The sequence below is a fragment of the Devosia sp. genome (assembly GCF_041917035.1).
Lineage (GTDB): Bacteria > Pseudomonadota > Alphaproteobacteria > Rhizobiales > Devosiaceae > Devosia_A.
This window is the reverse complement of sequence record NZ_JAYRYM010000039.1, coordinates 1-21,735: the sequence shown is the minus strand read 5'-3', so window position 1 is coordinate 21,735 and position 21,735 is coordinate 1. Positions and strand designations below refer to the sequence as shown.

At 69.1% G+C, this 21,735-nt stretch carries 22 protein-coding genes and 1 tRNA gene; 10 read left to right on the top strand and 13 right to left on the bottom strand.

What is annotated here, in order from left to right; genetic code table 11:
- Window positions 1-140 precede the first annotated feature (140 nt).
- Both ACE3TU_RS06635 and ACE3TU_RS06630 read left to right on the top strand, forming a co-directional pair.
- The gene (locus ACE3TU_RS06635; RefSeq protein WP_374621855.1) at window positions 141-2,567 is read left to right on the top strand and encodes a glycoside hydrolase family 3 C-terminal domain-containing protein; all 2,427 of its coding nucleotides are present in this window, start codon (window positions 141-143) and stop codon (window positions 2,565-2,567) included.
- 244 nt (window positions 2,568-2,811) lie between these two features.
- A complete protein-coding gene (locus ACE3TU_RS06630; RefSeq protein ID WP_374621853.1) occupies window positions 2,812-3,885 on the top strand; it encodes a D-alanyl-D-alanine carboxypeptidase family protein in 1,074 nt (357 codons plus the stop codon).
- Here ACE3TU_RS06630 and ACE3TU_RS06625 read toward each other — a convergent pair whose 3' ends face one another.
- From ACE3TU_RS06625 to ACE3TU_RS06615, 3 genes are all read right to left on the bottom strand, one after another.
- On the bottom strand, window positions 3,886-4,113 hold the full coding sequence (locus ACE3TU_RS06625) for a sulfurtransferase TusA family protein (protein WP_374621850.1): 228 nt from the start codon (window positions 4,111-4,113) through the stop codon (window positions 3,886-3,888).
- Window positions 4,103-4,576 (bottom strand): CAP domain-containing protein, encoded by a 474-nt coding sequence (locus ACE3TU_RS06620; RefSeq protein WP_374621848.1) that lies wholly within the window; start codon window positions 4,574-4,576, stop codon window positions 4,103-4,105. The genes ACE3TU_RS06625 and ACE3TU_RS06620 overlap by 11 nt, the downstream gene beginning before the upstream one ends.
- A gap of 17 nt (window positions 4,577-4,593) precedes the next feature.
- A tRNA-Arg gene (locus tag ACE3TU_RS06615) sits at window positions 4,594-4,670 on the bottom strand.
- Window positions 4,671-4,816: 146 nt separating this feature from the next.
- Here ACE3TU_RS06615 and ACE3TU_RS06610 point away from each other — a divergent pair.
- Together ACE3TU_RS06610 and ACE3TU_RS06605 are read left to right on the top strand one after the other, a co-directional pair.
- Window positions 4,817-5,818: a Gfo/Idh/MocA family protein gene (locus ACE3TU_RS06610; RefSeq protein ID WP_374621845.1), complete on the top strand. Its 1,002-nt coding sequence runs from the start codon at window positions 4,817-4,819 to the stop codon at window positions 5,816-5,818.
- Window positions 5,818-6,171 (top strand): hypothetical protein, encoded by a 354-nt coding sequence (locus ACE3TU_RS06605; RefSeq protein ID WP_374621843.1) that lies wholly within the window; start codon window positions 5,818-5,820, stop codon window positions 6,169-6,171. The genes ACE3TU_RS06610 and ACE3TU_RS06605 overlap by 1 nt, the downstream gene beginning before the upstream one ends.
- 161 nt (window positions 6,172-6,332) lie before the next feature.
- Here ACE3TU_RS06605 and ACE3TU_RS06600 read toward each other — a convergent pair whose 3' ends face one another.
- Window positions 6,333-7,055: a hypothetical protein gene (locus tag ACE3TU_RS06600; protein ID WP_374621841.1), complete on the bottom strand. Its 723-nt coding sequence runs from the start codon at window positions 7,053-7,055 to the stop codon at window positions 6,333-6,335.
- 159 nt (window positions 7,056-7,214) lie between these two features.
- Between ACE3TU_RS06600 and ACE3TU_RS06595 the strand changes: the two genes are divergently transcribed.
- Window positions 7,215-7,997 (top strand): thermonuclease family protein, encoded by a 783-nt coding sequence (locus ACE3TU_RS06595; RefSeq protein ID WP_374621839.1) that lies wholly within the window; start codon window positions 7,215-7,217, stop codon window positions 7,995-7,997.
- Window positions 7,994-9,469: a M48 family metalloprotease gene (locus ACE3TU_RS06590; RefSeq protein ID WP_374621836.1), complete on the top strand. Its 1,476-nt coding sequence runs from the start codon at window positions 7,994-7,996 to the stop codon at window positions 9,467-9,469. The genes ACE3TU_RS06595 and ACE3TU_RS06590 overlap by 4 nt, the downstream gene beginning before the upstream one ends.
- Before the next feature lie 5 nt (window positions 9,470-9,474).
- Here the strand turns inward: ACE3TU_RS06590 and ACE3TU_RS06585 are convergent, their stop codons facing one another.
- Entirely contained in the window at window positions 9,475-10,080 is a 606-nt protein-coding gene (locus tag ACE3TU_RS06585; RefSeq protein WP_374621833.1) for a hypothetical protein, read from the bottom strand.
- 172 nt (window positions 10,081-10,252) lie between these two features.
- On the opposite strand from ACE3TU_RS06585, the gene ACE3TU_RS06580 reads away from it, so the two are divergent.
- The gene (locus tag ACE3TU_RS06580; protein WP_374621831.1) at window positions 10,253-11,302 is read left to right on the top strand and encodes a substrate-binding domain-containing protein; all 1,050 of its coding nucleotides are present in this window, start codon (window positions 10,253-10,255) and stop codon (window positions 11,300-11,302) included.
- A gap of 63 nt (window positions 11,303-11,365) precedes the next feature.
- Here ACE3TU_RS06580 and ACE3TU_RS06575 read toward each other — a convergent pair whose 3' ends face one another.
- Both ACE3TU_RS06575 and fdxA read right to left on the bottom strand, forming a co-directional pair.
- Window positions 11,366-11,929, bottom strand: a complete 564-nt coding sequence (locus ACE3TU_RS06575) for a CarD family transcriptional regulator (RefSeq protein ID WP_374621828.1) — start codon at window positions 11,927-11,929, stop codon at window positions 11,366-11,368.
- 331 nt (window positions 11,930-12,260) lie between these two features.
- Window positions 12,261-12,599, bottom strand: a complete 339-nt coding sequence (gene fdxA / locus ACE3TU_RS06570; RefSeq protein WP_374621825.1) for a ferredoxin FdxA — start codon at window positions 12,597-12,599, stop codon at window positions 12,261-12,263.
- A gap of 145 nt (window positions 12,600-12,744) precedes the next feature.
- Between fdxA and ACE3TU_RS06565 the strand changes: the two genes are divergently transcribed.
- Window positions 12,745-13,824: a DegT/DnrJ/EryC1/StrS family aminotransferase gene (locus tag ACE3TU_RS06565; RefSeq protein WP_374621822.1), complete on the top strand. Its 1,080-nt coding sequence runs from the start codon at window positions 12,745-12,747 to the stop codon at window positions 13,822-13,824.
- On the opposite strand, the gene ACE3TU_RS06560 is transcribed toward ACE3TU_RS06565, so the two are convergent.
- The 6 genes from ACE3TU_RS06560 to ACE3TU_RS06535 form a co-directional block, all read right to left on the bottom strand.
- Entirely contained in the window at window positions 13,821-14,204 is a 384-nt protein-coding gene (locus tag ACE3TU_RS06560) for an RNA-binding S4 domain-containing protein (protein ID WP_374621820.1), read from the bottom strand. The two genes, ACE3TU_RS06565 and ACE3TU_RS06560, sit on opposite strands and share 4 nt — an antisense overlap.
- Before the next feature lie 99 nt (window positions 14,205-14,303).
- Window positions 14,304-15,110 carry a hypothetical protein gene (locus tag ACE3TU_RS06555; protein ID WP_374621818.1) on the bottom strand — a complete coding sequence of 269 codons (807 nt, stop codon included), beginning with the start codon at window positions 15,108-15,110 and terminating at the stop codon, window positions 14,304-14,306.
- 122 nt (window positions 15,111-15,232) lie between these two features.
- Complete coding sequence (locus ACE3TU_RS06550; protein ID WP_374621815.1) at window positions 15,233-18,307, bottom strand: helicase-related protein; 3,075 nt, start codon at window positions 18,305-18,307, stop codon at window positions 15,233-15,235.
- A gap of 159 nt (window positions 18,308-18,466) precedes the next feature.
- Window positions 18,467-18,742 (bottom strand): hypothetical protein, encoded by a 276-nt coding sequence (locus ACE3TU_RS06545; RefSeq protein WP_374621813.1) that lies wholly within the window; start codon window positions 18,740-18,742, stop codon window positions 18,467-18,469.
- A gap of 116 nt (window positions 18,743-18,858) precedes the next feature.
- On the bottom strand, window positions 18,859-19,266 hold the full coding sequence (locus tag ACE3TU_RS06540; RefSeq protein ID WP_374621810.1) for a hypothetical protein: 408 nt from the start codon (window positions 19,264-19,266) through the stop codon (window positions 18,859-18,861).
- Window positions 19,267-19,364: 98 nt separating this feature from the next.
- Entirely contained in the window at window positions 19,365-20,159 is a 795-nt protein-coding gene (locus ACE3TU_RS06535; RefSeq protein WP_374621807.1) for a DUF3108 domain-containing protein, read from the bottom strand.
- A 206-nt stretch (window positions 20,160-20,365) separates the two neighbouring features.
- Between ACE3TU_RS06535 and rpmB the strand changes: the two genes are divergently transcribed.
- Together rpmB and ACE3TU_RS06525 are read left to right on the top strand one after the other, a co-directional pair.
- Window positions 20,366-20,650, top strand: coding sequence for a 50S ribosomal protein L28 (gene rpmB, locus ACE3TU_RS06530; RefSeq protein WP_374621805.1), 285 nt, complete (start codon window positions 20,366-20,368; stop codon window positions 20,648-20,650).
- Between the two features lie 243 nt (window positions 20,651-20,893).
- Window positions 20,894-21,571 (top strand): queuosine precursor transporter, encoded by a 678-nt coding sequence (locus ACE3TU_RS06525; protein ID WP_374621803.1) that lies wholly within the window; start codon window positions 20,894-20,896, stop codon window positions 21,569-21,571.
- Window positions 21,572-21,735: the final 164 nt, after the last annotated feature.

Sequence of the window (21,735 nt, the reverse complement as noted above, 5' to 3'; positions counted from 1 at the left end):
GTCTGTCCGTATCGCCGGGCGGTCGGCCCGATTCGCGGGCCGGCCCCTTGCCATTCCCGCGCCACGCTGTAATCACCGACGGGACATATATTCGGGAGCCGCAATAATTGCCCAGCCGCATTGACCGTCTAGCCGATGCCATGACCCTCGAGGAGCAGGTCAGCCTGCTGTCGGGGGCGGATTTCTGGTCATTGCCGGCCATCGCGCGCCTCGGCATCGGGCGGCTGCGGGTCACCGACGGGCCGAACGGGGCGCGCGGCGGCGGATCCCTGATCGGCGGGGTGAAGTCGGCGGCGTTCCCGGTCGGCATAGCGCTCGGCGCCACCTGGAATGTCGCCCTCGTGGGTGAAATCGGCGCGGCGCTGGCCCAGGAGGTCCGGTCCAAGGGCGCCCATGTCAGCCTCGCGCCGACGGTGAACCTGCATCGCTCGGTCAGCAACGGGCGCAATTTCGAGTGCTACTCGGAGGATCCGGTCCTCGCCGCCAGCCTCGCCGTCGCCTATGTCACCGGGCTGCAGGACAATGGCGTCGCCGCCACGATCAAGCACTTCGTCGGCAACGAGAGCGAGATCGAGCGCACCACCATCAGTTCCGAGGTCGACGAGCGCACGCTGCGCGAACTGTATCTGCTGCCCTTCGAGTGGGCGGTCCGCAAGGCCGGCATCTGGGCGATCATGAGTTCGTACAACCGGCTCAACGGCACCTATACCAGCGAGGATTCCTGGCTGCTGCAGCAGGTGCTGCGCAACGAGTGGCAGTTCACCGGCGTCGTGATGTCGGACTGGTTCGGCTCGCATTCGACCGCGCCCACCGTCAACGCCGGACTCGACCTCGAGATGCCGGGCCCGACGCGCGATCGCGGCGCGCAGCTCGTCGCGGCGGTCGCGGCCGGCGCGGTGCTGCCGGCAACGGTGCGTGCCCGGGTGGTGAACGTCCTTCGCCTGATGGAGCGCACCGGGGCGCTCGATGACCACGGCCCCCATGCCGAGCGCGCCGAAGACCGGCCCGAGCATCGCGCGCTGATCCGTCGCGCCGGCGCCGAGGCCGCGGTCCTGCTCCGCAACGACGGCGTTCTGCCCCTCGCGGCAGCCGGTCGCATCGCGGTTGTCGGTCCCAACGCGAAGGTGGCACAGATCATGGGCGGGGGCAGCGCCCAGCTCAACCCGCACTACCGCGTGTCGCCGTGGGACGGGCTGGTCGCCGCGCTTGGCGAAGATCGCCTCGCCTATGCGCCCGGCGCGCGCAACGACCGCTTCGAGCCGGTGCTCAGGGGGGCCTACAGCATCGATTTCTATGCTTCCGACGATTTCTCCGGGCCGGTGGTGCACACCGAGAGCCTCTCCGAAACCCAGGCCTTCTGGATCGGCCGGGTGGCCGACGGCAAGGTCGATCCGCTGCACTTTTCCGCGCGCATCCGCGGCCGCTTCGTGCCGGAGGCGAGCGGCGAGCATCGCGCCGGCATCTACAGCGCCGGCTATTGTCGCCTGTTCGTCGACGACCGGCTGGTGGCCGACGCCTCGAAGAGCGCCTGGCAGAAGGGGCGCACCTATTTCGAGGAAGGGTGCGACGAGGTGGTCGGCACCGTCCACCTCGAGGCCGGGCGGGCCCACGAGGTGACCATCGAGTTCGCCACCAAGCCCTTCGCGACGCTGGGCCTCGCCGCCTTCTCCGCCGGCATCGGGCTGCCGCTCGGCGACGCGGCGATCGCCGAGGCTGCGGAACTGGCCCGCGGCGCCGAGGTGGCCTTGGTCTTTGTCGGGCGCAATGGCGAGTGGGACACCGAGGGATCGGATCTGCCGCACATCCGCCTGCCGGGCCGGCAGGACGACCTCATCGCCGCCGTCGCCGCCGCCAATCCGCGCACGGTCGTGGTGCTGCAGACCGGCGGCCCGGTGGAGATGCCCTGGCTCGATAGCGTCGCCGCCGTGCTCGAGGCCTGGTATCCGGGACAGGAGGCCGGCAACGCCATCGCCGACGTGCTGACCGGCCGGGCCGAGCCGTCCGGCCGCCTGCCGCAGAGCTTTCCGGCGCGCTGGGCGGACAATCCGACCCACTCCCAGGACCGGGAGATCTACCCCGGACTCGCGGGCAAGGTGCGCTACGAGGAGGGTGTGTTCATCGGCTACCGGCACTATCACCGGCTGGGGATCGAGCCGCTGTTCCCGTTCGGCTTCGGGCTCGGATACACGAGCTTCGCGCTCTCCGACCTTGCCGTCGATGCCAGCCGGTTCGAGAGCGACGGGCGGGTCGAGGTGGCGGTGACGCTCACCAACACCGGCAGTCGTGCCGGCAGCGACGTCGTGCAGGTCTACGTCTCGGATCCGGACGCCTCGGTTCCCCGGCCGGACCGGGAACTCAAGGGCTTCGCCAAGCAGCACCTCGCGCCGGGCGAGAGCCGCAGGGTGACGGTCGCGCTCGATGATCGGGCCTTCGCCTTCTACTCCGTCGCCGCCCGGCACTGGCTGGTCGAGCCGGGACGCTTCCTCATCCGCGTCGCCCGGCATGCCGACGATCCGGGGTTGACCGCCGACATCGCGCGGTCGAGCCGGCTGCTGCTGCCGGTCTAGGCGGTTCTGCCATACTGGGCGCGGTGGAGGCCGACACAGTGGTCGAGATTGGCGTCGGCGCGCCCGAGGCCGCGCCGGTGCTCCTCGCGTTCGATCGCGGTCGAAGGCTCGCCCGGTACGGCGCCAGAACCTGTCGGCAGCCGTTGGGGCTTCAAAAACCCTTGACCGCCGGCCGCCGACGGTTGAGTGACGCAGCCGGGATTGCTAAAAGCCTCGGGCCCAGCGACCGTCGTCCGGAGGCGCCTTGACTGCGCATGTTCGCCGGCGCCTCGCCGCCGCCCTCGTCCTGATCCTCTCCGTCTTCAGCCTGGCGCCCGCCGCGGCCAATCCGCTGCTTCTGGTCGACATGCAGACCGGCGAGGTGCTGTTCGAGCAGGAGGCGGGCCAGCCCTGGCATCCGGCCTCGCTGACCAAGCTGATGACCGCCTATGTCGCCTTCGCCGCAATCCGCGCCGGACGCCTGACCCTCGATTCGCCCATCACCGTGTCGCGCAATGCGTGGAACCAGGCCCCGTCCAAGTCGGGGCTCGAGATCGGCTCGTCGGTGACGCTGCGCGATGCCCTCTACATCCTGGTGGTCAAGTCGGCCAACGACATGGCGGTGGCGATCGGGGAGGCGGTATCGGGCGACGAGCAGACCTTCGTTTCCGAGATGAACCGGATGGCCGAGGCGATGGGGCTCAGCGCCACCCACTTCGTCAATCCGCACGGGCTGCACAAGCAGGATCAGGTCAGTTCGGCCCGCGACCTGGCCATGCTGGCGCTCTACATCCGGCGGGACTTCCCGCAATACCTGCCGATGTTCGGCACCGAGGCGGTGAAGCTGGGCAAGGCCAGCCTCGAGTCCAACAATGGCCTGCTCGAGCACTTCGCCGGCACCACCGGCATGAAGACCGGATATGTCTGCGCCTCGGGCCTCAATATCGTCGCGACGGTCGAGCGTGCCGGCCGCTCGCTGCTCGCCGTGGTGCTCGGCGGCTCATCGGCGCGCGAGCGCAACGAGATGACGGCCGAACTGATGCTGCGCGGGCTCTCGGGGGCGCTGTCGGGCACCGGGCACAGCGTCGTGCAGATCGCCAATCTGGAGGTCCCGCCGGTCAACATGCGCAGCCTGATCTGCGGCAAGGACGCCAAGACCTATGTCGCCGAGCGCGAGGCGGCCTACCCGCTGGGGCTCAAGGGCCATCCGAGCTACCTGACCGACAGGATCGCGGGCATCGTCTACGAGGCCACCGACCTCGGGCGGATCGTCGATGTGCCGCTGCCGCGGCCGCGTCCCGGCTACGCCCCGGCGACGATCGCCACCGGCGACCAGTAGTCAGCCCCGCACGATGGCGAAGCGCAGCGCGCCGTCGGTCTCGACGAGCGTGCAGGCGTGGCCGTTCTGCCGGCAATGGAGCGGGATGTCGATCCTCGCCATCGGGTCGGTGGCGAGCACCAGCAGGTGCGTGCCCGGGGTGCTCTCGGCGAGGCGCTTTTCGAGCTTCAGCACCGGCAGCGGGCATTTCAGCCCCCGGCAGTCGAGGGTCTGCGGGTCAGTCGTCAAGCACCAGCACCCAGTAGACCCCGAGGCTGGAATTGGGGTCGTAGGCGACGCCCAGCCCGGCCCGGGAGGCGCTGGGGCTGGCCAGCGCCGCGGCATCGGCGGGCACGCCCCGCCAGCCCGAGAATACCTCGGCGAAGGTGGCGTATCCGGCGCTCAGCCGCATCGCCACGGCGCCCGGCGGCAGGGTCGGCTGCGCCCCCGACTTGGCGTAGTTGGCGGCCAGCGTCTGGGCCGTGGTATCGAGCACCGCGTCGCCGCGCAGGTCGGCGGTGCCCTGCGCCCGGCGGTAGTCGTTGAGCAGGAACAGCGCCTCGACCCGGTTCAGGCGCGCCCCCGGCTGGTTCATCGGCTGGGTCAGCCCCGGCGACAGCGGCTGTCCGCCGCCGAACGAGCAGGCGCCGAGCAGCAGCGCCAGCGTGGCGGCCAGCGCAAGGCGGGTCGAAATGGCCGTCGGTCGCATCATCTTGGCCCTCGTGCGCGTGGTGACCCCGACGCGATTCGAACGCGTGGCCTCAGGATTAGGAATCCTGCGCTCTATCCTGCTGAGCTACGGGGTCACTGACGCCCCACATAGCAAATGCCGGCGGCGGTGCAAACCACCTAAGACCTTGGTCTAGTGCGAACGGCGCGGCAGCTTGCGGCGATTGCATCCGGCCACCGGTCTTCTAAGCTCGTCGGCGGGATTGCTGGAGGGGAGCCCCAAATGGATCGTCTGCGTATCGGAATCATCGGCCTCGGCTGGTTCGGCGAAATCCACGCCGAGACCATTGCCGGGGTGGCCAATCTCGAGCTCGCGGCGCTGTGCACCCGCACGCCGGAGCGGCTCGCCGCGATGGGCGAGAAGTTCGGCGTCAAAAAGCTCTATCGCGACTACCACGACCTGCTCGCCGATCCGGAGATCGACGCGGTGTCGATCTGCACCATGTGGGACCAGCACAAGGAGCCGGCCATCGCGGCGCTGAAGGCCGGCAAGCACGTGTTCCTCGAAAAGCCGATCGCCTCGACCGTCGCCGACGCGCGCGAGATCACCGCGGCTTCCAAGGGCGCCAGGGGCATCCTGTTCATCGGCCACGTGGTCCGCTTCAACCCGCGCTACCGCATGGCCAAGCAGGCGATCGAGGAGGGCCGCATCGGCCGGATCGTGGCGCTCTCCTCGCGCCGCAACATCCCGGCCGCGTGGACGCCGACCATCCTCAACAAGATCGGCCCGATCGTCGGGGATGCCATCCACGACACCGACATCATGCTGTGGTTCACCGGCGACACCGTCGCCTCGGCCTACGCGCAGTGGGTCGACGTGCGCGGGCTGAGGCACCCCGACATCGGCCAGACCATGTACCGCTTCAGGGGTGGTGCCACGGCGACGCTGGAGACGGTCTGGTGCATGCCGGACAAGACCCCGTTCGATATCGACGAGCGCATGTCGATCATCGGCACCGAGGGTATCATCCATGTCCAGGATACCTTCCCCAACCTCGCCATCGTCGACGGCAGCAAGCTGCATTCGCCCGATACGACCTACTGGCCGATGTTCAACGGGGTGCGCGGCGGCGCGCTCAGGGACGAGTTCGTCTACTTCGCCACCACGGCGCTGAGCGGGGCGAAGGTCACCATCGGCACGCCGGAGGATGCGACCGCGGCGCTCGAGGCGACGCTCGCCGCCGAGGAATCGGCGCGCAGCGGCACGGTGGTGAGGATCGGATGATGGCGGACGACGACTACATCTTCGACCATGTCGGGATCACCACCGAACAGGTGCAGCCCGAGGAGGACTGGGTCGAGGCCAGCAAGCTGTGGGTGACCAATCCGCGCAAGCATCCCGAGCACATCGAGTTCCTGCGCTACCGCGAGGACAGCACCGTGCCGCACGCGGTGCGCTACAACCCGCATGTGGCCTACCGGGTCAAGGACCTCAGGCCGCATATCGAGGCGGAGGGGGTCGAGATCCTGATCCCGCCCTTCGTCGTCGGCGATTTCCTCGAGGTGGTGTTCGTGCGCAAGTACGGCATGGTGTTCGAGTACATGCGCTACCTCAAGGACGGCTGGTTCGGGAACTAGGCCATCACCGTGCAACGGAACGCCGCGGGTCCTCGCCTGCGCAGCGGCGGAGGGGGACCACCGCCGGCGCTGGAGGGGGCGCCTGCGGCCTGAGCTCTCCCATGTTCTGGGTCGGGGGCTTGTTGGCGCGCCCCGAGGCAGCGTGGTCCGCTGCAGCCGCCTCAACCCGGCGCCGCCTCGCGCCAGTCGGGCCAGGCGGCGACCGAATGGACGCGGCGGGTATTGCGGGCCTCCTCGCCGAACGGGGCGACCTCCCACTTCCAGCGCATCTCGCTGCGCGGCAGCTGGCGGCCGTGCATCAGGTCGGCGCTGTCGAGCAGCACGCCGTGCCGGTTGAACACGCGGTATTCGAGATCGGTGATCAGCGTCGCCGGGCAGGGCAGCGCGGCGAGCGCATCGAGGTGGCTGTCGACCACGGCGCGGGCGTGCTCGAGCGGGGCGGCGCGGGCCAACTGGGAGACGAGGTTCGCCGAGATCACCCAGTCGAGATCGGGAATCTCGGCGAGGAAATCGAGACCCCCGCCATCGGGCGGCGGCATCAGGTTCCGCCACTCCTGTCGCACGTTGCTGTAGCGAGCGATCCGCCGGCGCGACGGCGACAGGTGGGCCAGGTCGACCAGCACCACCGAGGCAAAGGTGCGGCACAGCGACTCCACCGGGATGTCGAACAGCGGTCCCGACCCCAGCACCGCCACCGTGCGACGCGAGCCGATATCGTCGATCGTGGTGTCGATCAGGCCGCGGCTCTTGGCCAGGTGCGGGGCCCAGGCGCGGGCCTGTCGCCGACCGCGGGACCATAGTCCCATCGCGCCCGGGAGGTACCGGCGAAAGGCCCGCGGGGTGGCGCGGTAGCTCGCCGCATAGACAGCAAGATCGGCGAGCATCGATGCGGCAGCGGCTCCTCGAGGATTCGACCCGGATGGTAGTGCAAGTGACGGCGGCGCAACACCGATCGTTTGCGGCGCGGTTGCTGGAGGATTTTCGCCGCAATTGCGTGCAGTTTGGGCACCTGAGCGTCGGGGCGGGCCGTGTTGGGACAGGATGTGGTCACATTCGCGATGGTGGCGGTGCTGGCGATGACGCCGTCCGCGGCGACGGCCTGCGACGGTCTGGTCGACGGGCCGAAAGGCACCGTCGTCGCCATCGTCGATGGAGATACGGCGCTGCTCGACAGCGGGATCACCGTGCGCCTCGTCGGCATCCAGGCGCCGAGGCTGCCCAAGGGGCGCGACATGGCGGCCGAACCGCTGGCGGAGACGGCGAGGACGGCCCTTGCCGATCTCCTCGTCGGCCAGCCGGTGCGGCTCCGCCATGGCGGCGAACGGCAGGACCGGCACGGCCGGGCGCTGGGACAGCTGTTTCTCGCCGACGACACCTGGGTGCAGCAGCAGATGCTGGCCGGCGGGCTGGCGCGGGTCTATTCCTTCCCCGACAACCGGGCCTGCATCGCGCCGCTGCTGGCGGCCGAGGCACAGGCGCGACAGCAACGGCTTGGCATCTGGGCCGATCCCTATTATGCCGTGCGCCGGGCGGATCGACCGCTCGAACTTGCGGAACACTCCGGTCGCTACCAACTGGTCGAGGGACGCGTGCTGCACGCTGAGGCGGTGCGCGACACGGTCTATCTGAATTTCGGCCGGTACTGGAAAGAGGACTTCACCGTCGTGATCGACACCGCCGCGCTCAGGCGATTCCGAACCGCCGGCCTCGACCCGCTCGGGCTCGACGGCACGCTGGTGCGCGTGCGCGGCTGGGTCGACAGCCATGACGGGCCGCGCATCGCGGTGACGCACCCGGAGCAGATCGAGGTTCTGGCCAGCCGATGAGCATCCGAGCGATCATCAGGACCCTGGGGTTTGCGGCGCTGGCCGGCCTGCTCGGCCTGCTCGCCGCCTGTTCCAGCTTCATGCCGGCCGGGGTGCAGGTGGGGCGCACCGAGGGGCAGAACACCCCGTTCGCCTCCGATACCTCCGATCCCGAGGACGAAGCCATCGGGGCGCGCGAGCACCCGCGCATCGTTGCCTCCTATGGCGGCATCTACTCGGACCGGCAGGCCGAGATCATGCTGGCCCGCATCGTCGGGCGACTGCTGGCCGCGGCGGATCAGCCGAACCAGAAGGTCACCGTCACCATCCTCGACAGCGCCGAAGTCAACGCCTTCGCGCTGCCCGGCGGCTATGTCTACGTGACGCGCGGCATCCTGGCGCTCGCCTCCGATACGTCGGAGATCGCGGCGGTGCTGGCGCACGAGATCGCGCACGTCACGCTCAAGCACGCCCGGGCCCGTACCAACCGGGTCAAGACCAACGAGATCGTCGACAAGGTGATCACCGGGGTGTTCGGGGCCGACCTCGAGACGGACCAGGCCTCGAACCGCTCCAGGCTGTCGCTCGCCGCGTTCAGCCAGCAGCAGGAACTGGCCGCCGACAAGGAGGGCATTCTCACCGCCGGACGGGCCGGGTACGATCCGCATGCCGCCGCCCGCTTCCTCGGCGCCATGGGGCGGTTCGCCCGCTTCTCTGCGGGCGATGCCGATCAGCAGGACGATTTCCTCTCGTCCCACCCCTCGACGCCCGACCGCATCCAGAAGGCGATCGAGACGGCGCGGGCCTTCTTCGGGGCGCCAGGCCTGGGCGAGACGGATCGGGCCGGCTACATGGCCGGGATCGAGGGCCTCGCCTTCGGCGACAGCGCGGCGCAGGGCACCATTGTCGGTCGGCGCTACATCAACCCCACCCTCAAGTTCACCTTCACCGTGCCCGAGCGCTATACCCTGCAGGTCTCCAAGGGCGCCGTGGTCGGGGTGGCCGGCGACGGCGAGGCGGTGCGCTTCGACAGCGCCGAGGTGCCGCAGACCATGGGCCTCGAGGAGTACCTCAAGTCGGGCTGGATCGCCGGGTTGCAGCCGGCCACGGTCAGGCGGGAATCGGCCAACGGCTTCGAGATGGCCTCGGGGGTCGCGGTGACGCCGCAGTGGAACTTCCGCGTTGCCGTGGTGCGGCACGAGGGACGCGTCTACCGCTTCATCTTCGCGGCCAAGTTCGACAGCCCGGCATTCGGGCAGGCGGCCGACGCCACGCTCAAGAGCTTCCGTGCCACCACGTCCCGCGATGCCTCGCAGGTGCGCAAGCTCGTGGTGCGCACCGTGGTGGCGGGCAGCGTCGATACCGCCGACTCGCTGGCCCGCCGCATGGCCGGGCTCGAGCGTGGCGCCGACCTGTTCTACATCGTCAACAACCTCTATCCCGGCGACACGCTGGTCGCCGGGCAGAAGTACAAGATCGTGGTGATGGAGTAGGGCCTTCAGGCCGTCCCGTTAGCGCCGCCGTCCGGCTGGACGCCGTGGGTGAACCGCACCGTGGCGTCATTGAGCCGGCTCAGCTGGTCGGCGATCTGCAGCAGCAGGCGCGGGTCGACGGTGTCGTCGGCCGCGAGGTCCTCCAACAGGCCCGTCGCCAGTGCCAGGCTGGCACTGACGGCGTCGCTGGTGGTTCGCAGGCTCTGTTCGAGCGGTACCGACAGGCGCGCGCCGGCTGCGGTCGAGGCCGGGCGTCCGGCGCGCGGAAACGCCACGATGTTGCTGTCCGCCGCGGCGTCGCTCGAGGCCGGCGGGCGGGCCCTTCCCAACAGGCTCGCCAGCAGGTTCTCGAGCGAGGCGAAAGCGTCGATCAGGGCGATTTCGCGGTTCGCCGCCGGCTCGATCGGGATGGCGACCGCGCGCAGCGGACCATCGAGGTGCAGGCCGTAGGAGACGAGGAGTTCGGTAGGCGTCGGAATCGCCAGCAGCCTGCTGCATTCCGGAAAGCCGTGCCGAAGCAGGCCGATCAGCAGGTCGCTCAGTTCGAGGTCCGAAGGCGTGGCGACCGTGTCGCCCGGGCCGATCGATCGGCGTCGCAGGTGTGTACTCATCTCTCGCATATACCCCCTATTGCATTCCCACCCCGAACTTAATCGCGACAGGCGTTAACGGAGGATGAATTCAAAACGTTTTAGGAAAGCCGCTTTCACAAAAACCTGCTTGAAATCCGGGTCGCCCTGATCTGCAGTTGCAGAATTGTCGAAAGCGATTTGGATTCCGCGCGTGGCTACCCTCAAGCAGATTGCCGGCGTGCTGGGGCTCAGCCCGGCGACGGTCAGCCGGGCCCTCAACGGCTTCCCCGAGGTCGGTGCGGAAACGCGCGCCCGCGTCGTCGAGGCGGCGCGGCGGCTCGACTACCGGCCCAACCAGGTCGCCCGCAAGCTGGTCACCGGACGGTCGGGGATCGTCGGCCTGGTGGCGCGGCGGCCGGCCGGGATGGCCGCGGATACCACCTTCTTCCCGGTCATCGCCGGGATCTCGGCGGCCCTCGCCGCGCACAACGTCGATCTGGTGCTGCACGTCGCGACCGACGAGGACGAGGTGGCGCCGTACCGGCGGCTGCTGGCCAAGGGCTTGCTCGACGGCTTCATCCTCAACGCGCCGGCCCCGGACGATCGGCGCATCGCCTATCTCGAGGCGGAGGGAGCGCGGTTCGTGGTGCATGGCCGGAGCCGGCCCGATGCCGGCTATCCCTATTACGATCTCGACAACCGGACGGTCTCGGCCATGGCGGCCGAACTGCTTGCCGATCTCGGTCACCGCCGGATCGCGCTGATCAACGGCCCTGCCGCGCATGCCTATGCGGCCGACCGGTTGCTGGGGTTCGCTGCGGCGCTGGCGGCGCGCGGGCTGGCGACGCCGCCGGCCTTTGTCATGGAAGGGGGGCTCGGCACGACCCACGGCTACGTCTCGGCGCTGAAGGCGCTGGGCGGCACCCTGGGTGCCGTGCCGACCGCCTTCGTGTGCGCCTCGACCGAGGTCGCCGCCGGAGTCTATCGGGCCGTCGCCGACCGTGGGCTGACGATCCCGGGCGATGTGTCGGTGGTCGCCCATGACGACGACGTGCCCGGGCTCGCGGCCGAAGCCTTTGCGCCGCCTCTGACGGTGACGCGCTCGGCGTTCACCGATGCCTGCGCGCCGCTCGCCGATCTGCTGATCGCGGCCATCGACGGGCGGACACCGGCGGACAAGCTGCAGCAGGTGGCGCGACCGGCGCTGCTCGTCCGGGCGTCGACGTCACCCCCGGCAGGCGGCGGCGGGACCGTCTGGTAGCGGCCCGAAACAGCAGGGGCCGGTCCACGGACCGGCCCCTCGCATCGGGCTATGCAGCGGCGGTCAGGCCGCGGCTTCCTCGGCGTCGGCGGCGTCCGCCTTGCTGCCGCGCCGCGGCGACTTCTGCAGGTTCTTCTCGATCAGCTGCACCGCTTCGGTGAGGGTCAGCCGGTTGACCGCGCCGACTTCGCGGCTCATGCGGTCCATGGCCTGCTCGAACAGCTGGCGCTCGGAGTAGGACTGCTCGGGCTGGTCGTCCGACCGGTAGAGGTCGCGGACCACCTCGGAGATGGCGATCAGGTCGCCGGAGTTGATCTTGGCCTCGTATTCCTGGGCGCGGCGCGACCACATGGTGCGCTTGACGCGGGCGCGGCCGGTCACGGTCTCGAGGGCCTTGGTCACCTCGGCTTCCTCGGCCAGCTTGCGCATGCCGACCGATTTGATCTTGGCGACGGGAACACGCAGGGTCAGCTTGTCCTGCTCAAAGGAAATGACGAAAAGCTCGAGGGTGAGGCCGGCGACCTCCTGTTCCTCGATCGCGGTGATCAGTCCGACGCCATGGGCCGGATAGACGATGTACTCGCCCGTCTTGAATCCAAGCCGCTGCACAGACTTCTTGGTGACCATATACCGATACTCCTATCAACGCCGCCGCCGGGCCGGTCCTTCGCGGAAGGTCGGCCGTTCTTGTTGTTTCACTAACGCCCTGAAACCCGGGCGAAGCAGCACGTCCCGCAATCGTGTGGCCCGCGCGACCGGCCGATTGCGCCCCAGTATTGGTGAGTGTCAAAAAAATGCGTGCCTCGAGGCACAGGCTGGATGACGGGCAAGCTCCATTCTTGCCCTTCATAGCACAAAATTTCAGCAAAATCAAAAGGTGCGAATCAGGCCGGGCCGGGCCGGTTCTCTCCCCGCCCTTCCGTTCAGCAACGGGGCCGAAATGCGGCGAGGCCGGTCGTCAGTCGCCCTCGCCGGGCGCCTCCGAGAAGTGCTTCTCGAACTTGCCGGCGATGCCGTCCCACTCCTTGGCATCGGCCGGCGGGTCGCGCTTCTCGGTGATATTGGGCCAGAGCGAAGCGTATTTGCTGTTGATTTCCAGCCACTTGTCCAAGCCGCCCTCGGTATCGGGCTTGATCGCCTCGGCCGGGCATTCCGGTTCGCACACGCCGCAGTCGATGCACTCGTCCGGATGAATGACGAGCATGTTCTCGCCCTCATAGAAGCAGTCGACGGGGCACACCTCGACGCAGTCCATGTACTTGCACTTGATGCAGTTATCCGTGACGATATAGGTCATCTCAGCGAGCGGTCCTGGCAGTTAGTCGGCGCTGGGTCTTGGCGGACGGGCAGGGGGATATGCGGGTCCAAGCGCGGTTGCTAGCCGGTTTTGCCGGTCGTCGCAAGGGTGGTGGCTGCAGGCTTTGGTCGCAGGACGGCGGGCCGTGAGGGATGCCGACCGGCCCTGGCAGGCGGCTGCCGCGCTCGCCGGAGTTTGGCAGCGCGGCCCGGGCGTCACCCTGCTGCTGTCGCAGGCCAGCCACGCCTACTCGGTGATCCTCGCCGTGCTGGCGGCGCGCGGCCAGCCGGTGCCCGAGATATGGGTCCCCGCCTATTTCTGCGAAGGTGCCCTGCTGCCGGCGCGGCGCGCCGGCGCCCGGTTCCGCTTCTATGCCGTTACGGAGGCGATGACGCCGGTCTGGCCGACGGTCGAGGCGATGAGTCGCGACAGCCGACCGGACCTGTTCGTGCTGCCGCACTTCTTCGGCGCCGAGAGCGACGGGGCCGAGGCGCGGGCCTTTTGCGACCGGGTGGGGTGTCTGCTGCACGAGGACGCGGCGCACCTGCTGCGGCCGGTCGGCACGGTCGGCACGGTCGGCGACTTCGTCAGCTTCAGCCCGCGAAAATACTGCGGCATCGCCGATGGTGGCGTCCTCGTGGTGCGTGGGACGGCCCTCGCGACGGAGGCGGCACAGGTCGCCACGCGCCTCGAAACGGCGCCCTACGACACCCGGCGGGAACGCTTCCTGCTGTGGCGTAACGGCCTGCCCTGGATGGTCAGGAGCGGGCCGCAGCCGAGCATCGCGTTCGACTCTGACCCCTTCGGGGCGTCGTCCCTCCCTTCGGTGTGGATTTCGGCACCAAGCAGCAACCGGCTGCACCGACTGGGGCCTGCGGGTCTCGATCGCATCGCTGCACGCGAGGCCGCGACGGTCGCCGACCTCGAACGCGCCCTGCGGCCGCTCGGCCTCGAGCCGCTGCCGCGTCTTGCCGGTGCGACGCCCTATATCCTGGGCTTCCGCGCCGCCTCTCATGCGGTCGCGATGCGCGCCCACGATGCGCTCCGCCGCGCCGGGGCGATCGCCGGCAGCTGGCCGCGCCTGCCGCCCGAGGTGGTGGCGGCTCCCGAGCAGTATGGCGCGGCCCATGCGTTGCGGCAGACGGTGGTGCGGATCAGTCCGCGCTATGAAGATCGGCGAAGGCCGCTGGCCTTCCTCGACACATCGGCGATGACGCCGGCCTAGTCACGGCCGTTGTCCTCTCCGCGCAGCCGCTCGAGATCGCGCCGCTCCTTCTTGGTCGGGCGTCCTGATCCGGCTTCACGCGCCGCATGGACCGGCTCGCCGAGCGGGCGTGGCACGGGCGGCGGCGACAGATCCTCGTAGAGCGTCGTCGCCTCCGAAGCGGGGCCGCGGCGCGTACCGGGATCGAGGATGCGCCAGACCAGCAGGCGCGTGTGGACCGTCATGGTCAGGACATCACCGGCGCCGACCTTGTGGTCGGTGCGTTCGGTGCGCTCGGAGTTGACGCGCACCGCACCGCTCTCCACCAGTTTCTGCGCGAGCGTGCGGGACTTCACCGCGCGCGAAAAGAACAGCCACTTGTCGAGGCGCTGTTTGTCCAACTGCACTCCAGACGATCCTGCAAACGCCGGCAGTGTCGACCTGCAGGCGCCGAAAGTCCACCCCCGGCCCGGCCCGCGCGACCGGCCGCGGCGCGCTCGTCACCGATGCGCGGTGAAGTCCACCGGGATGAGCAGCGTGCCCCGGTAGCCGGCCCGGGGGTCGCCGGCGAGGGTCAGGGTCTGCTGCGCCAACTGCGCATCGCTGTTGTCCCGGAATACCATGTCGCGCCCGATGCTGGTGCGACCGAGGTTGCGGGTGCCGTCCGGATACCGGGCATCCGCCGCGTAGACGGCGGCGCATGCGGCTTCGGGGAGGGCGAACTGGGCGGTCAGCACGGATGCCTCGCCGCTCACCGCCGCCTCGAGGGAGGTGAAGATCTCGAAGTGCACATGCGGCCAGCGGCCGGGGTAGCAGCCCGGAAAGATGGTGGTGAAGCGGACCCGCCCGTCGCTGTCCGCCAGGCCGACCCCTCTGAGATAGTTGGCCTCGGGCAGATCGTAGAGCGAATAGCGCCCGGAGGTGTCGCAATGCCACAGGTAAATGGCATGTCCGGCCAGCGGCGTGCACCCTGCGGCATCGAGCAGGGTGAGGTCGAGATCGAGCTGCAGTCCTTCGGCGCTGGGGGTCAAGGCGCCGAACGAGGTGCGCAGGTCCTCGCGGATCACGCCGTCCTGCCTGAGGGCATTGACGATCTGGCCGGCACGCACGTTGGTGCCGTCGGCAGGGAACGGTCCCGCGGTCTCCCAGGGCAGCGCCACGCATTCGAGCGCCATGGCAGGCGCACCGGACAGCGAGGCGAGGCCGGCCCCGCCGATCAGCGCCAGCAGGCGCCGGCGGCCGAGCAGCCGGGGCAGGTCGTGCGCGAAGCCCTCGTCGTGTGGGTCCTGGCCGTCGTGATCGTGCATCTGTCGCTCCATGGGCCGTGCTCCGGCCGAGGCCCCTCACGTAGCCGAACGCGACTTACCGCCTGCTGGCCGGCAGGTGAAAAGACCGCAATGTCGCGGGTGCCGACCCGGGCCGGCCACCGCTACTCGGGCTTGGGGTTCCGCAGTGCCGCGAGCGCCGCCCAGGGGGAGTTGGGGTCGAGCGGGGCCGGCTTGCGATCCTCGCGTGGCCGGTGCTCCTTCCAGTCGTCCCGCGGCTTGTCGCGCGGCTTGTCGAAGCGCTTGCCGTTCGGCCTGCCCTTGTCGGAGGGACCCTCGGCCTCGGTCCTGCCGCGATTGTCGCGACGGCCCTCGAAGGGCGGGCGCCCGGGCTTGCCGCCGTCGGGGCGGTCGCCGCGCTCGGGACGATCGGGGCGGCGGAACTGCCGCGGCGGACGTTCTGCGGTCTGGGCATCGGTGGTCGGGGCCTCGCCTGTCGCCGCTGCGGCCGGGCGCTGCGGGCGGGGGCCCTTGCCGCCATGCCGCGGGTTGTCCGGGCGACGCCCGGCAGGGAACCAGATTTCGTCGAATTCCGGCTCCGCCGCTACCACGGGCGCCGCGTCGACGAGCGAGGCGGCCTCGGGGGCCGGGGCCCCCAGGTCGGCGGCCGCGGTGTCGATGGCGCTTGCCGCTTCCTCGGTGGTGGCGGGCACCGCACTGCCGCCCTCGACCGCGTCGGTGGCGGCGGCATTGGTCGCGGCATCGGCCAGATCGGGGCTCGGCGCGGCAAGGGCGGGAGCCGCGACCTTCGGCGTGCGGCGGACGCGATAGCCGAGCGAGTTGAGGATCGAGGCGAAATCGTCCCCGGCGGTGCCCAGCAGCGAGGTCATCTCCACGGTGACGCGGAAGCCGTTGCCTTCTGCCGCACCCGCCGGGAGCGGCCCCTGGTGGGTCACCGGGTTCAACGCGATCAGCGGCCGGATGATATCCGCAAGCCGCTCGAGGATGTCTACGCGGACGGCGCGCCGGCCGGCGACCTTGAAGCCCGCCAGTTCGTAGAGCCTGGGGCTGACCTCGGGATCGATCAGGAAGGAGGTGCGGCCCGAAAGCACGATCTGCGGCAGTTCGGCGACCCCCGGCTGGCGCACGCCGCCCTGCTTGAGGGCGTGAAGGATGAGCGCCAGTTCGCGCGGCGCGGGCTTGAGGCTCTGCGGCACGTAGATGTGGTAGGCGCCGAACTTGACGCCGAGCTTCCTGAGCTTGCCGCGCACATCCTGGTCGAGGCCCTTCACCTCCTCGGCCACCGCCGCCCGCGGCAGGATGCCGAGGTTCTCGTAGAGGCGGTACGCGATACCGCGGGCCGTTCCCTCGAGATCGGCCGGCGCCTCGAGAGCGAGCACCGACTCGAGCTGGGTGTTGATCAGGTGCCTCAGCCACAGGTTCAGCCGGTCCTGCACGCGCTCGAGTTCCGGTCCGCTGAGGCTCTCGTCGGCCAGTATGATCAGCCGGGGGGCGAACACGGTGTCGCCCTCGGCGAGATTGGCGATCACCTGGCCGCGCCAGCGCAGGTAGCCGTCGGTCGCCAGCACGAACTCCTCGTTGGGAGCGCCGGAGACGCGCTCGGCCCGACGCGAGATTTCCGGGGCGACGACCTGGCTCGCCGCGGCCGCCACGCCCTTGGCGTCGCCGCCTTCCGACCGCGCCAGCGTGAAGCGGAAGCCCTCGATGGAGCCGATCAGGTGACCTTCGAGGCTCACCTCGCCATGGTCGTTGATTTCAGGCGATACCATTTGCTTGTCTCTCAGGTGGCGCATGAGCACCGAGGTGCGGCGATCGACGAAACGCTGCGTGAGCCTGTCATGCAGCGCGTCGCTCAGCCGGTCCTCGATGTCGCGGGTCTTTTCGCGCCAATGTGCGGGGTCTTCAAGCCAGTTCTTGCGGTTGGCGACGAACGTCCAGGTGCGGATCTGCTTGATCCGGTTGCTGAGGGTGTCGATGTCACCGCTGGCATTGTCGCAGAAGCGCACCTGCTCGGCAATCCAGTCGGCATCGACGTGCCCCTGCCGTATCAGGTCGATGTAGATGCGCGTGATGATCTCGCCATGCTGGGCGGGGGAGATGTCGCGATAGTCGGGAATGCCGCAGCACTCCCACAGCAATCGGACGGCCGTCTCGCCCCTGGCGAGGGCGCCGGCCTCGTTGCGGGCGACGAACTCGAGCGCATGCTGGTCGGTGGCGACCGGCACCCGGGTCAGCGCCTTGAGCGCGGGCGGTCGGTCGAGGCTTGCCCTCAGGTCCTCGATCGAGCGGAAATCGAGCTCGGCATTGCGCCACTGCGCCACCCGCACCGGCTCGAAGTCGTGCGTCTCGAGCTGCTTGACCAGTTCCTCGTCGAATTCGGCGGCGTGGCCGGTCACCCCGAAGCTGCCGTTCAGCATGTGGCGGCCGGCCCGGCCGGCGATCTGGCCGAACTCGGCGGGGGTCAGCGGCCGGTTCTGGTGGCCGTCGAACTTGTGGTCGTCGGCGAAGGCGACATGGTGCACGTCGAGGTTGAGCCCCATGCCTATGGCGTCGGTGGCGACGAGGAAGTCGACATCGCCCCCCTGGTACATGTCGACCTGGGCATTGCGGGTACGCGGCGAGAGCGCCCCCATCACCACCGCAGCGCCGCCGCGCTCGCGCCGGATCAGTTCGGCGATGGCGTAGACCTGCGCCGCCGAGAAGGCGACGATGGCGGTGCGCTTGGGCTGGCGCGAGATCTTCTTCGATCCGGCATAGAGCAGTTCGGAGAAGCGCGGCCGATGAATGATCTCGGCCTCGGGCAGCAGCGTGCGGATCAGCGGCGCCATGGTCGCGGCGCCCAGCAGCAGCGTCTCGCTGAGGCCTCGGGCATGCAGCAGCCGGTTGGTGAACACATGGCCGCGGTCGAAGTCGGTCGCCACCTGGATTTCGTCGACCGCCACGCATTCGACCCGAATGTCGAGCGGCATGGCCTCGACGGTCGCCACCCAGTAGCGGGCCTTGGGCGGCACGATCCGCTCTTCGCCGGTGACCAGCGCCACGTGCTGTGCGCCGATCCGGTCGACCACCTTGTGGTACACCTCGCGCGCCAGCAGCCGCAGCGGCAGTCCGATCATGCCCGAGCGGTGCGCCAGCATTCGCTCGATGGCGAAGTAGGTCTTGCCGGTATTGGTGGGCCCAAGAATCGCCTTGAGCGCGGAGGCGGGCGGAATCGTCATCGTCCTCTATCTAGGCGCTTCGCGAGGCGGAAACGAGTGTCCCGGATCGGCACAGTTCGGGTCTGTTCCTGCCTTGCGCCTTAAGCCTTCGTACGAACCGGGAACAAACCGGAAAAGAATCGGCGGCGACTCTGCAATCCGTCTTTGTTCCCCCACAGCCTATGGTGGGTTGGTCAGCGAGTCTGCCCCAATTGCACCTCGGCGGCCGCCGATTTCGCGCGGATTCCGCCGCGGGCCGTTCACCTTGGTTACCAGGAGGTAAAGATCGCGCCGATCGGCCGTCGAATCGGGCAGGCGTGAACGATCGGTAAAGCGCTGTTCGTCAAAGATTTTTCGCGGATTAACGGATGCGGCGCCGTGGTGCGGGGCACTGGCGATGCGCTGTTGGCAATAAAGCCGTTGACCGTCCCAGTCTGGCACAGCGGAAAACTTCACGCGGCGTAACCATGAGTTCCGCCAGGGGCGTCGCCCGGCCGGGAAAGCCCGCATGGAGCCGTCCGGGCGCTAGCGGGGCACCGGTCTGTTGCCGGTGCCCCGGGGCGAGCCGAAAGTCAGCAGTCGGCGACCAGTGGCACCCAGTTGCTGGCCGCCTGCGTGCCGGCGACGACAACCCGGTACTCGGCGTCGATCGGGGTTCCGACCACGAGGTTGCGGGTGTAGCTGCCAATGACCACGCCATTGCCGCCCTTTACGGTGGTCACGGCATAGGGGCCGGCGACCTGGCCGTTCTTGCGCACGATGAGGATGTCGAGCGTGCCGGGCACGTTGGTCTGCACCCAGGCGGTCAGCTTGGCCGGCCCCGGGCAGAGGTTGTCGGGCGGCGGGATGATGCCGAGCTGGACCTGCGTCGGCACCAGCTTGGGTGACTGGCCGAGCTTGAGGTCGAACGCCTCGGCCGAGCCGATGGCGGTGGTCAGGGCGATCAGGGCGAGAGCGAGGCCCTTTGCGGCATTGGTCATGTTGTCCTCCTCGGCGTCGTGCCGGTGTTGGACAGACCATGCAGGCGGGGCCTTGAACCCCGTGTGAGGCGCCGGTTTAGCTCCCGTTCAGCCCGGCGCTACTGCCTGAGCGAGGTGAGCACGATCGACAGATCACCCGAATCCGTCGTCACCAGCGCCCGGTAGGGAATGTAGTAGCCGGACTCGGCGAGCGGTGCGTACCAGAGGAGGATGCGTTCGTTCTGGGCAAGATAGGCAGTGACTTCGGACGTCGTGTAGTGTCCCGAGACCGGGGTGTAGTGGACGCTGCACAGCACCACCGGCCCCTGGTAGCCGGTGCGCTTGGAGGTTGCCATGTCGTCCTTGGCAAAGCGCAGGGTGAGGTTGAATCGCTCGACGCCGGTGAAGATCTGCAGCTTGCGCTGGCATAACGAGGCATCGAGCCTCTCGCCCTTGAGCACGAAGGGGGCCGCCATGTCGTTGATGCCGCCGACCAGCTGCTTGCGCTCGATCGCCACCCGGTCGATGTTGTTGAGGATGGGCGGGTTGACGATGAAGGAGTTCACATCGCCGCCGGCATAGGTGATGGCGACGGTGAACGTCTCGCCGCTGGCGCGGGTCAGCATGTCGAATTTCTGCGCGCGCAGCCCGGTCGCGGTCGAACTGCCGGAGGATTGCAGCTTGGCGGTGCCGCTGGCGACCAGCCGGGCGAGGCCGGTGATCTTGGCGTCGAGCGTCAGCCGGTACTTGGCACCGTCGTCGTCGAGGCTGATCTCGACGTCGGCCATGTGCGTACCGCCCAGGCTCACCGCGTATTCCGCCACGGCATTGATCGCCGCCGCCGCCGCGGGCGGGGCCGGGAGTCCGGCGAGGAGCATCAGGGCGCCGAGGCAATTGCGGAACAGGGCGCTCATCACGTGTCGACAGGAACCTCCGGGCCCCGGCGAATCGGGGCGCGCGTCCAACTTGCCCACGCCTCGCGGGCCTGACAAGGCGCTCACGACCATCTCAACTTGACGGGGCAGTCTCGTTTGACTATGGAGACGCCACAATCAAGAACAGACTGAAGCCCGTTGCGCGGGTCTGTCCCGCGCCCAGGGCCTTTTTGACAGGAAAGAAAATGGCTCGCCGCTGCGATTTGACCGGTAAGGGCGTGATGGTCGGGAACAAGGTGAGCCATGCGCTCAACCGCACCCGCCGGCGCTTTCTCCCCAATCTCCTCAACGTCTCGCTGCTGTCCGATACGCTCGGGCGGTCGGTGAAGCTGCGCATCTCGGCGAACGCGCTGCGTTCGGTCGAGCACCGCGGCGGCCTCGATGCCTTCCTGCTCAAGGCCAATGACGACGAGCTGTCGCCGGTGGCGCTGGCGGTCAAGAAGGAAGTGCGCGCCGCGCTCGCCTCGTAAGCGCCCCCGCACAAGAGCTTTCGCCGCGCGTCCCCCGGACGCGCGGTTTTGCTTTGTGCGGGCACTCGCAAGGGTGTTGCGTCCTCCGCGCAGGGGCTCCCCGCGAAGCGCTCTCCGTCGGAGCCGGCCGTTTCCCGCTTTCCCGGGACCGACGCCGAGGCTAGAAGGTCCGGCGGAACCCGTTTTCCGCTTCCGCCGCCCCGGTCCGATGCCGGCCAGCGGCCTACATAGAGGTGCAGGATCATGCTCGCTCGCTTTGTCGCGGCGCTCGTCGCGATGGCCGCGGTTGTCACCGCGTCCAATATTCTCGTGCTCTACCCGGTCGATGCCCAGCTCGGCCCGGTCAACCTGAAGGACCTGCTCACCTGGGGCGCCTTCACCTACCCGTTCGCCTTCCTCGTCACCGACCTCACCAACCGCTACGACGGCGCCGCTCGCGCCCGGCGGGTGGTGGTGGTCGGCTTCCTCTTCGCCATCGCGCTGTCGTTCTACCTGAGCTTCAACCCGCTGCCGTGGAACGCGGGCGGGGCTCCGGCCACCACGGCGCGCATCGCCACCGCCTCGGTCACGGCGTTCCTCGTCGGCCAGTTGCTCGACATCTCGGTGTTCTCGCGCCTCAGGGCCAGCAAGAACTGGTTCCTGCCGCCGCTGGCGGGATCCGTGCTCGGCTCGCTGCTCGATACGGCGATCTTCTTTTCGATCGCCTTCGCGCCGGCTTTCGCCGTCGTCGATGGCCTCTATGGCGCGCCGGACGGCTCGCTCGGCTTCCCGGCGCCGTTGCTCAGCGTCGGCGGCGAAGTCCCGCTCTGGCTGTCGCTGGCGGCCGGCGACTTCCTCGTGAAGTTCCTCGCCGCGCTCCTGCTGCTCGCCCCCTACCGGGCGCTGATGGGCAAGCTCGTGCCGCTGCCGGCCGCGGCCTGACCGACCTACGGCTCGGCAAAGAGATTGCCGGGGGCGGCCTGCAGCGCGGCGAGGATGTTGCCCTCGGTGTCCTCGAAGGTCAGCAGGTCGCCGATGCCGGGGATGGTCGTCTTCGGGATCACGATCCGGCCGCCTTGCGCGAGGACCGCGGCGGCGGTGGCGTC

Excerpts from the sequence above, each read along its gene's own strand:
- ACE3TU_RS06610 (WP_374621845.1), top strand. The coding sequence starts at position 4,817 with ATGGATCGTCTGCGTATCGGAATCATCGGCCTCGGCTGGTTCGGCGAA.
- ACE3TU_RS06540 (WP_374621810.1), bottom strand. The coding sequence starts at position 19,266 with ATGACCAATGCCGCAAAGGGCCTCGCTCTCGCCCTGATCGCCCTGACC.
- ACE3TU_RS06555 (WP_374621818.1), bottom strand. The coding sequence starts at position 15,110 with ATGCACGATCACGACGGCCAGGACCCACACGACGAGGGCTTCGCGCAC.
- ACE3TU_RS06620 (WP_374621848.1), bottom strand. The coding sequence starts at position 4,576 with ATGATGCGACCGACGGCCATTTCGACCCGCCTTGCGCTGGCCGCCACG.
- ACE3TU_RS06635 (WP_374621855.1), top strand. The coding sequence starts at position 141 with ATGACCCTCGAGGAGCAGGTCAGCCTGCTGTCGGGGGCGGATTTCTGG.
- ACE3TU_RS06590 (WP_374621836.1), top strand. The coding sequence starts at position 7,994 with ATGAGCATCCGAGCGATCATCAGGACCCTGGGGTTTGCGGCGCTGGCC.
- fdxA (WP_374621825.1), bottom strand. The coding sequence starts at position 12,599 with ATGACCTATATCGTCACGGATAACTGCATCAAGTGCAAGTACATGGAC.
- rpmB (WP_374621805.1), top strand. The coding sequence starts at position 20,366 with ATGGCTCGCCGCTGCGATTTGACCGGTAAGGGCGTGATGGTCGGGAAC.
- ACE3TU_RS06535 (WP_374621807.1), bottom strand. The coding sequence starts at position 20,159 with ATGAGCGCCCTGTTCCGCAATTGCCTCGGCGCCCTGATGCTCCTCGCC.
- ACE3TU_RS06585 (WP_374621833.1), bottom strand. The coding sequence starts at position 10,080 with ATGAGTACACACCTGCGACGCCGATCGATCGGCCCGGGCGACACGGTC.
- ACE3TU_RS06525 (WP_374621803.1), top strand. The coding sequence starts at position 20,894 with ATGCTCGCTCGCTTTGTCGCGGCGCTCGTCGCGATGGCCGCGGTTGTC.
- ACE3TU_RS06550 (WP_374621815.1), bottom strand. The coding sequence starts at position 18,307 with ATGACGATTCCGCCCGCCTCCGCGCTCAAGGCGATTCTTGGGCCCACC.
- ACE3TU_RS06575 (WP_374621828.1), bottom strand. The coding sequence starts at position 11,929 with ATGGTCACCAAGAAGTCTGTGCAGCGGCTTGGATTCAAGACGGGCGAG.
- ACE3TU_RS06605 (WP_374621843.1), top strand. The coding sequence starts at position 5,818 with ATGGCGGACGACGACTACATCTTCGACCATGTCGGGATCACCACCGAA.
- ACE3TU_RS06600 (WP_374621841.1), bottom strand. The coding sequence starts at position 7,055 with ATGCTCGCCGATCTTGCTGTCTATGCGGCGAGCTACCGCGCCACCCCG.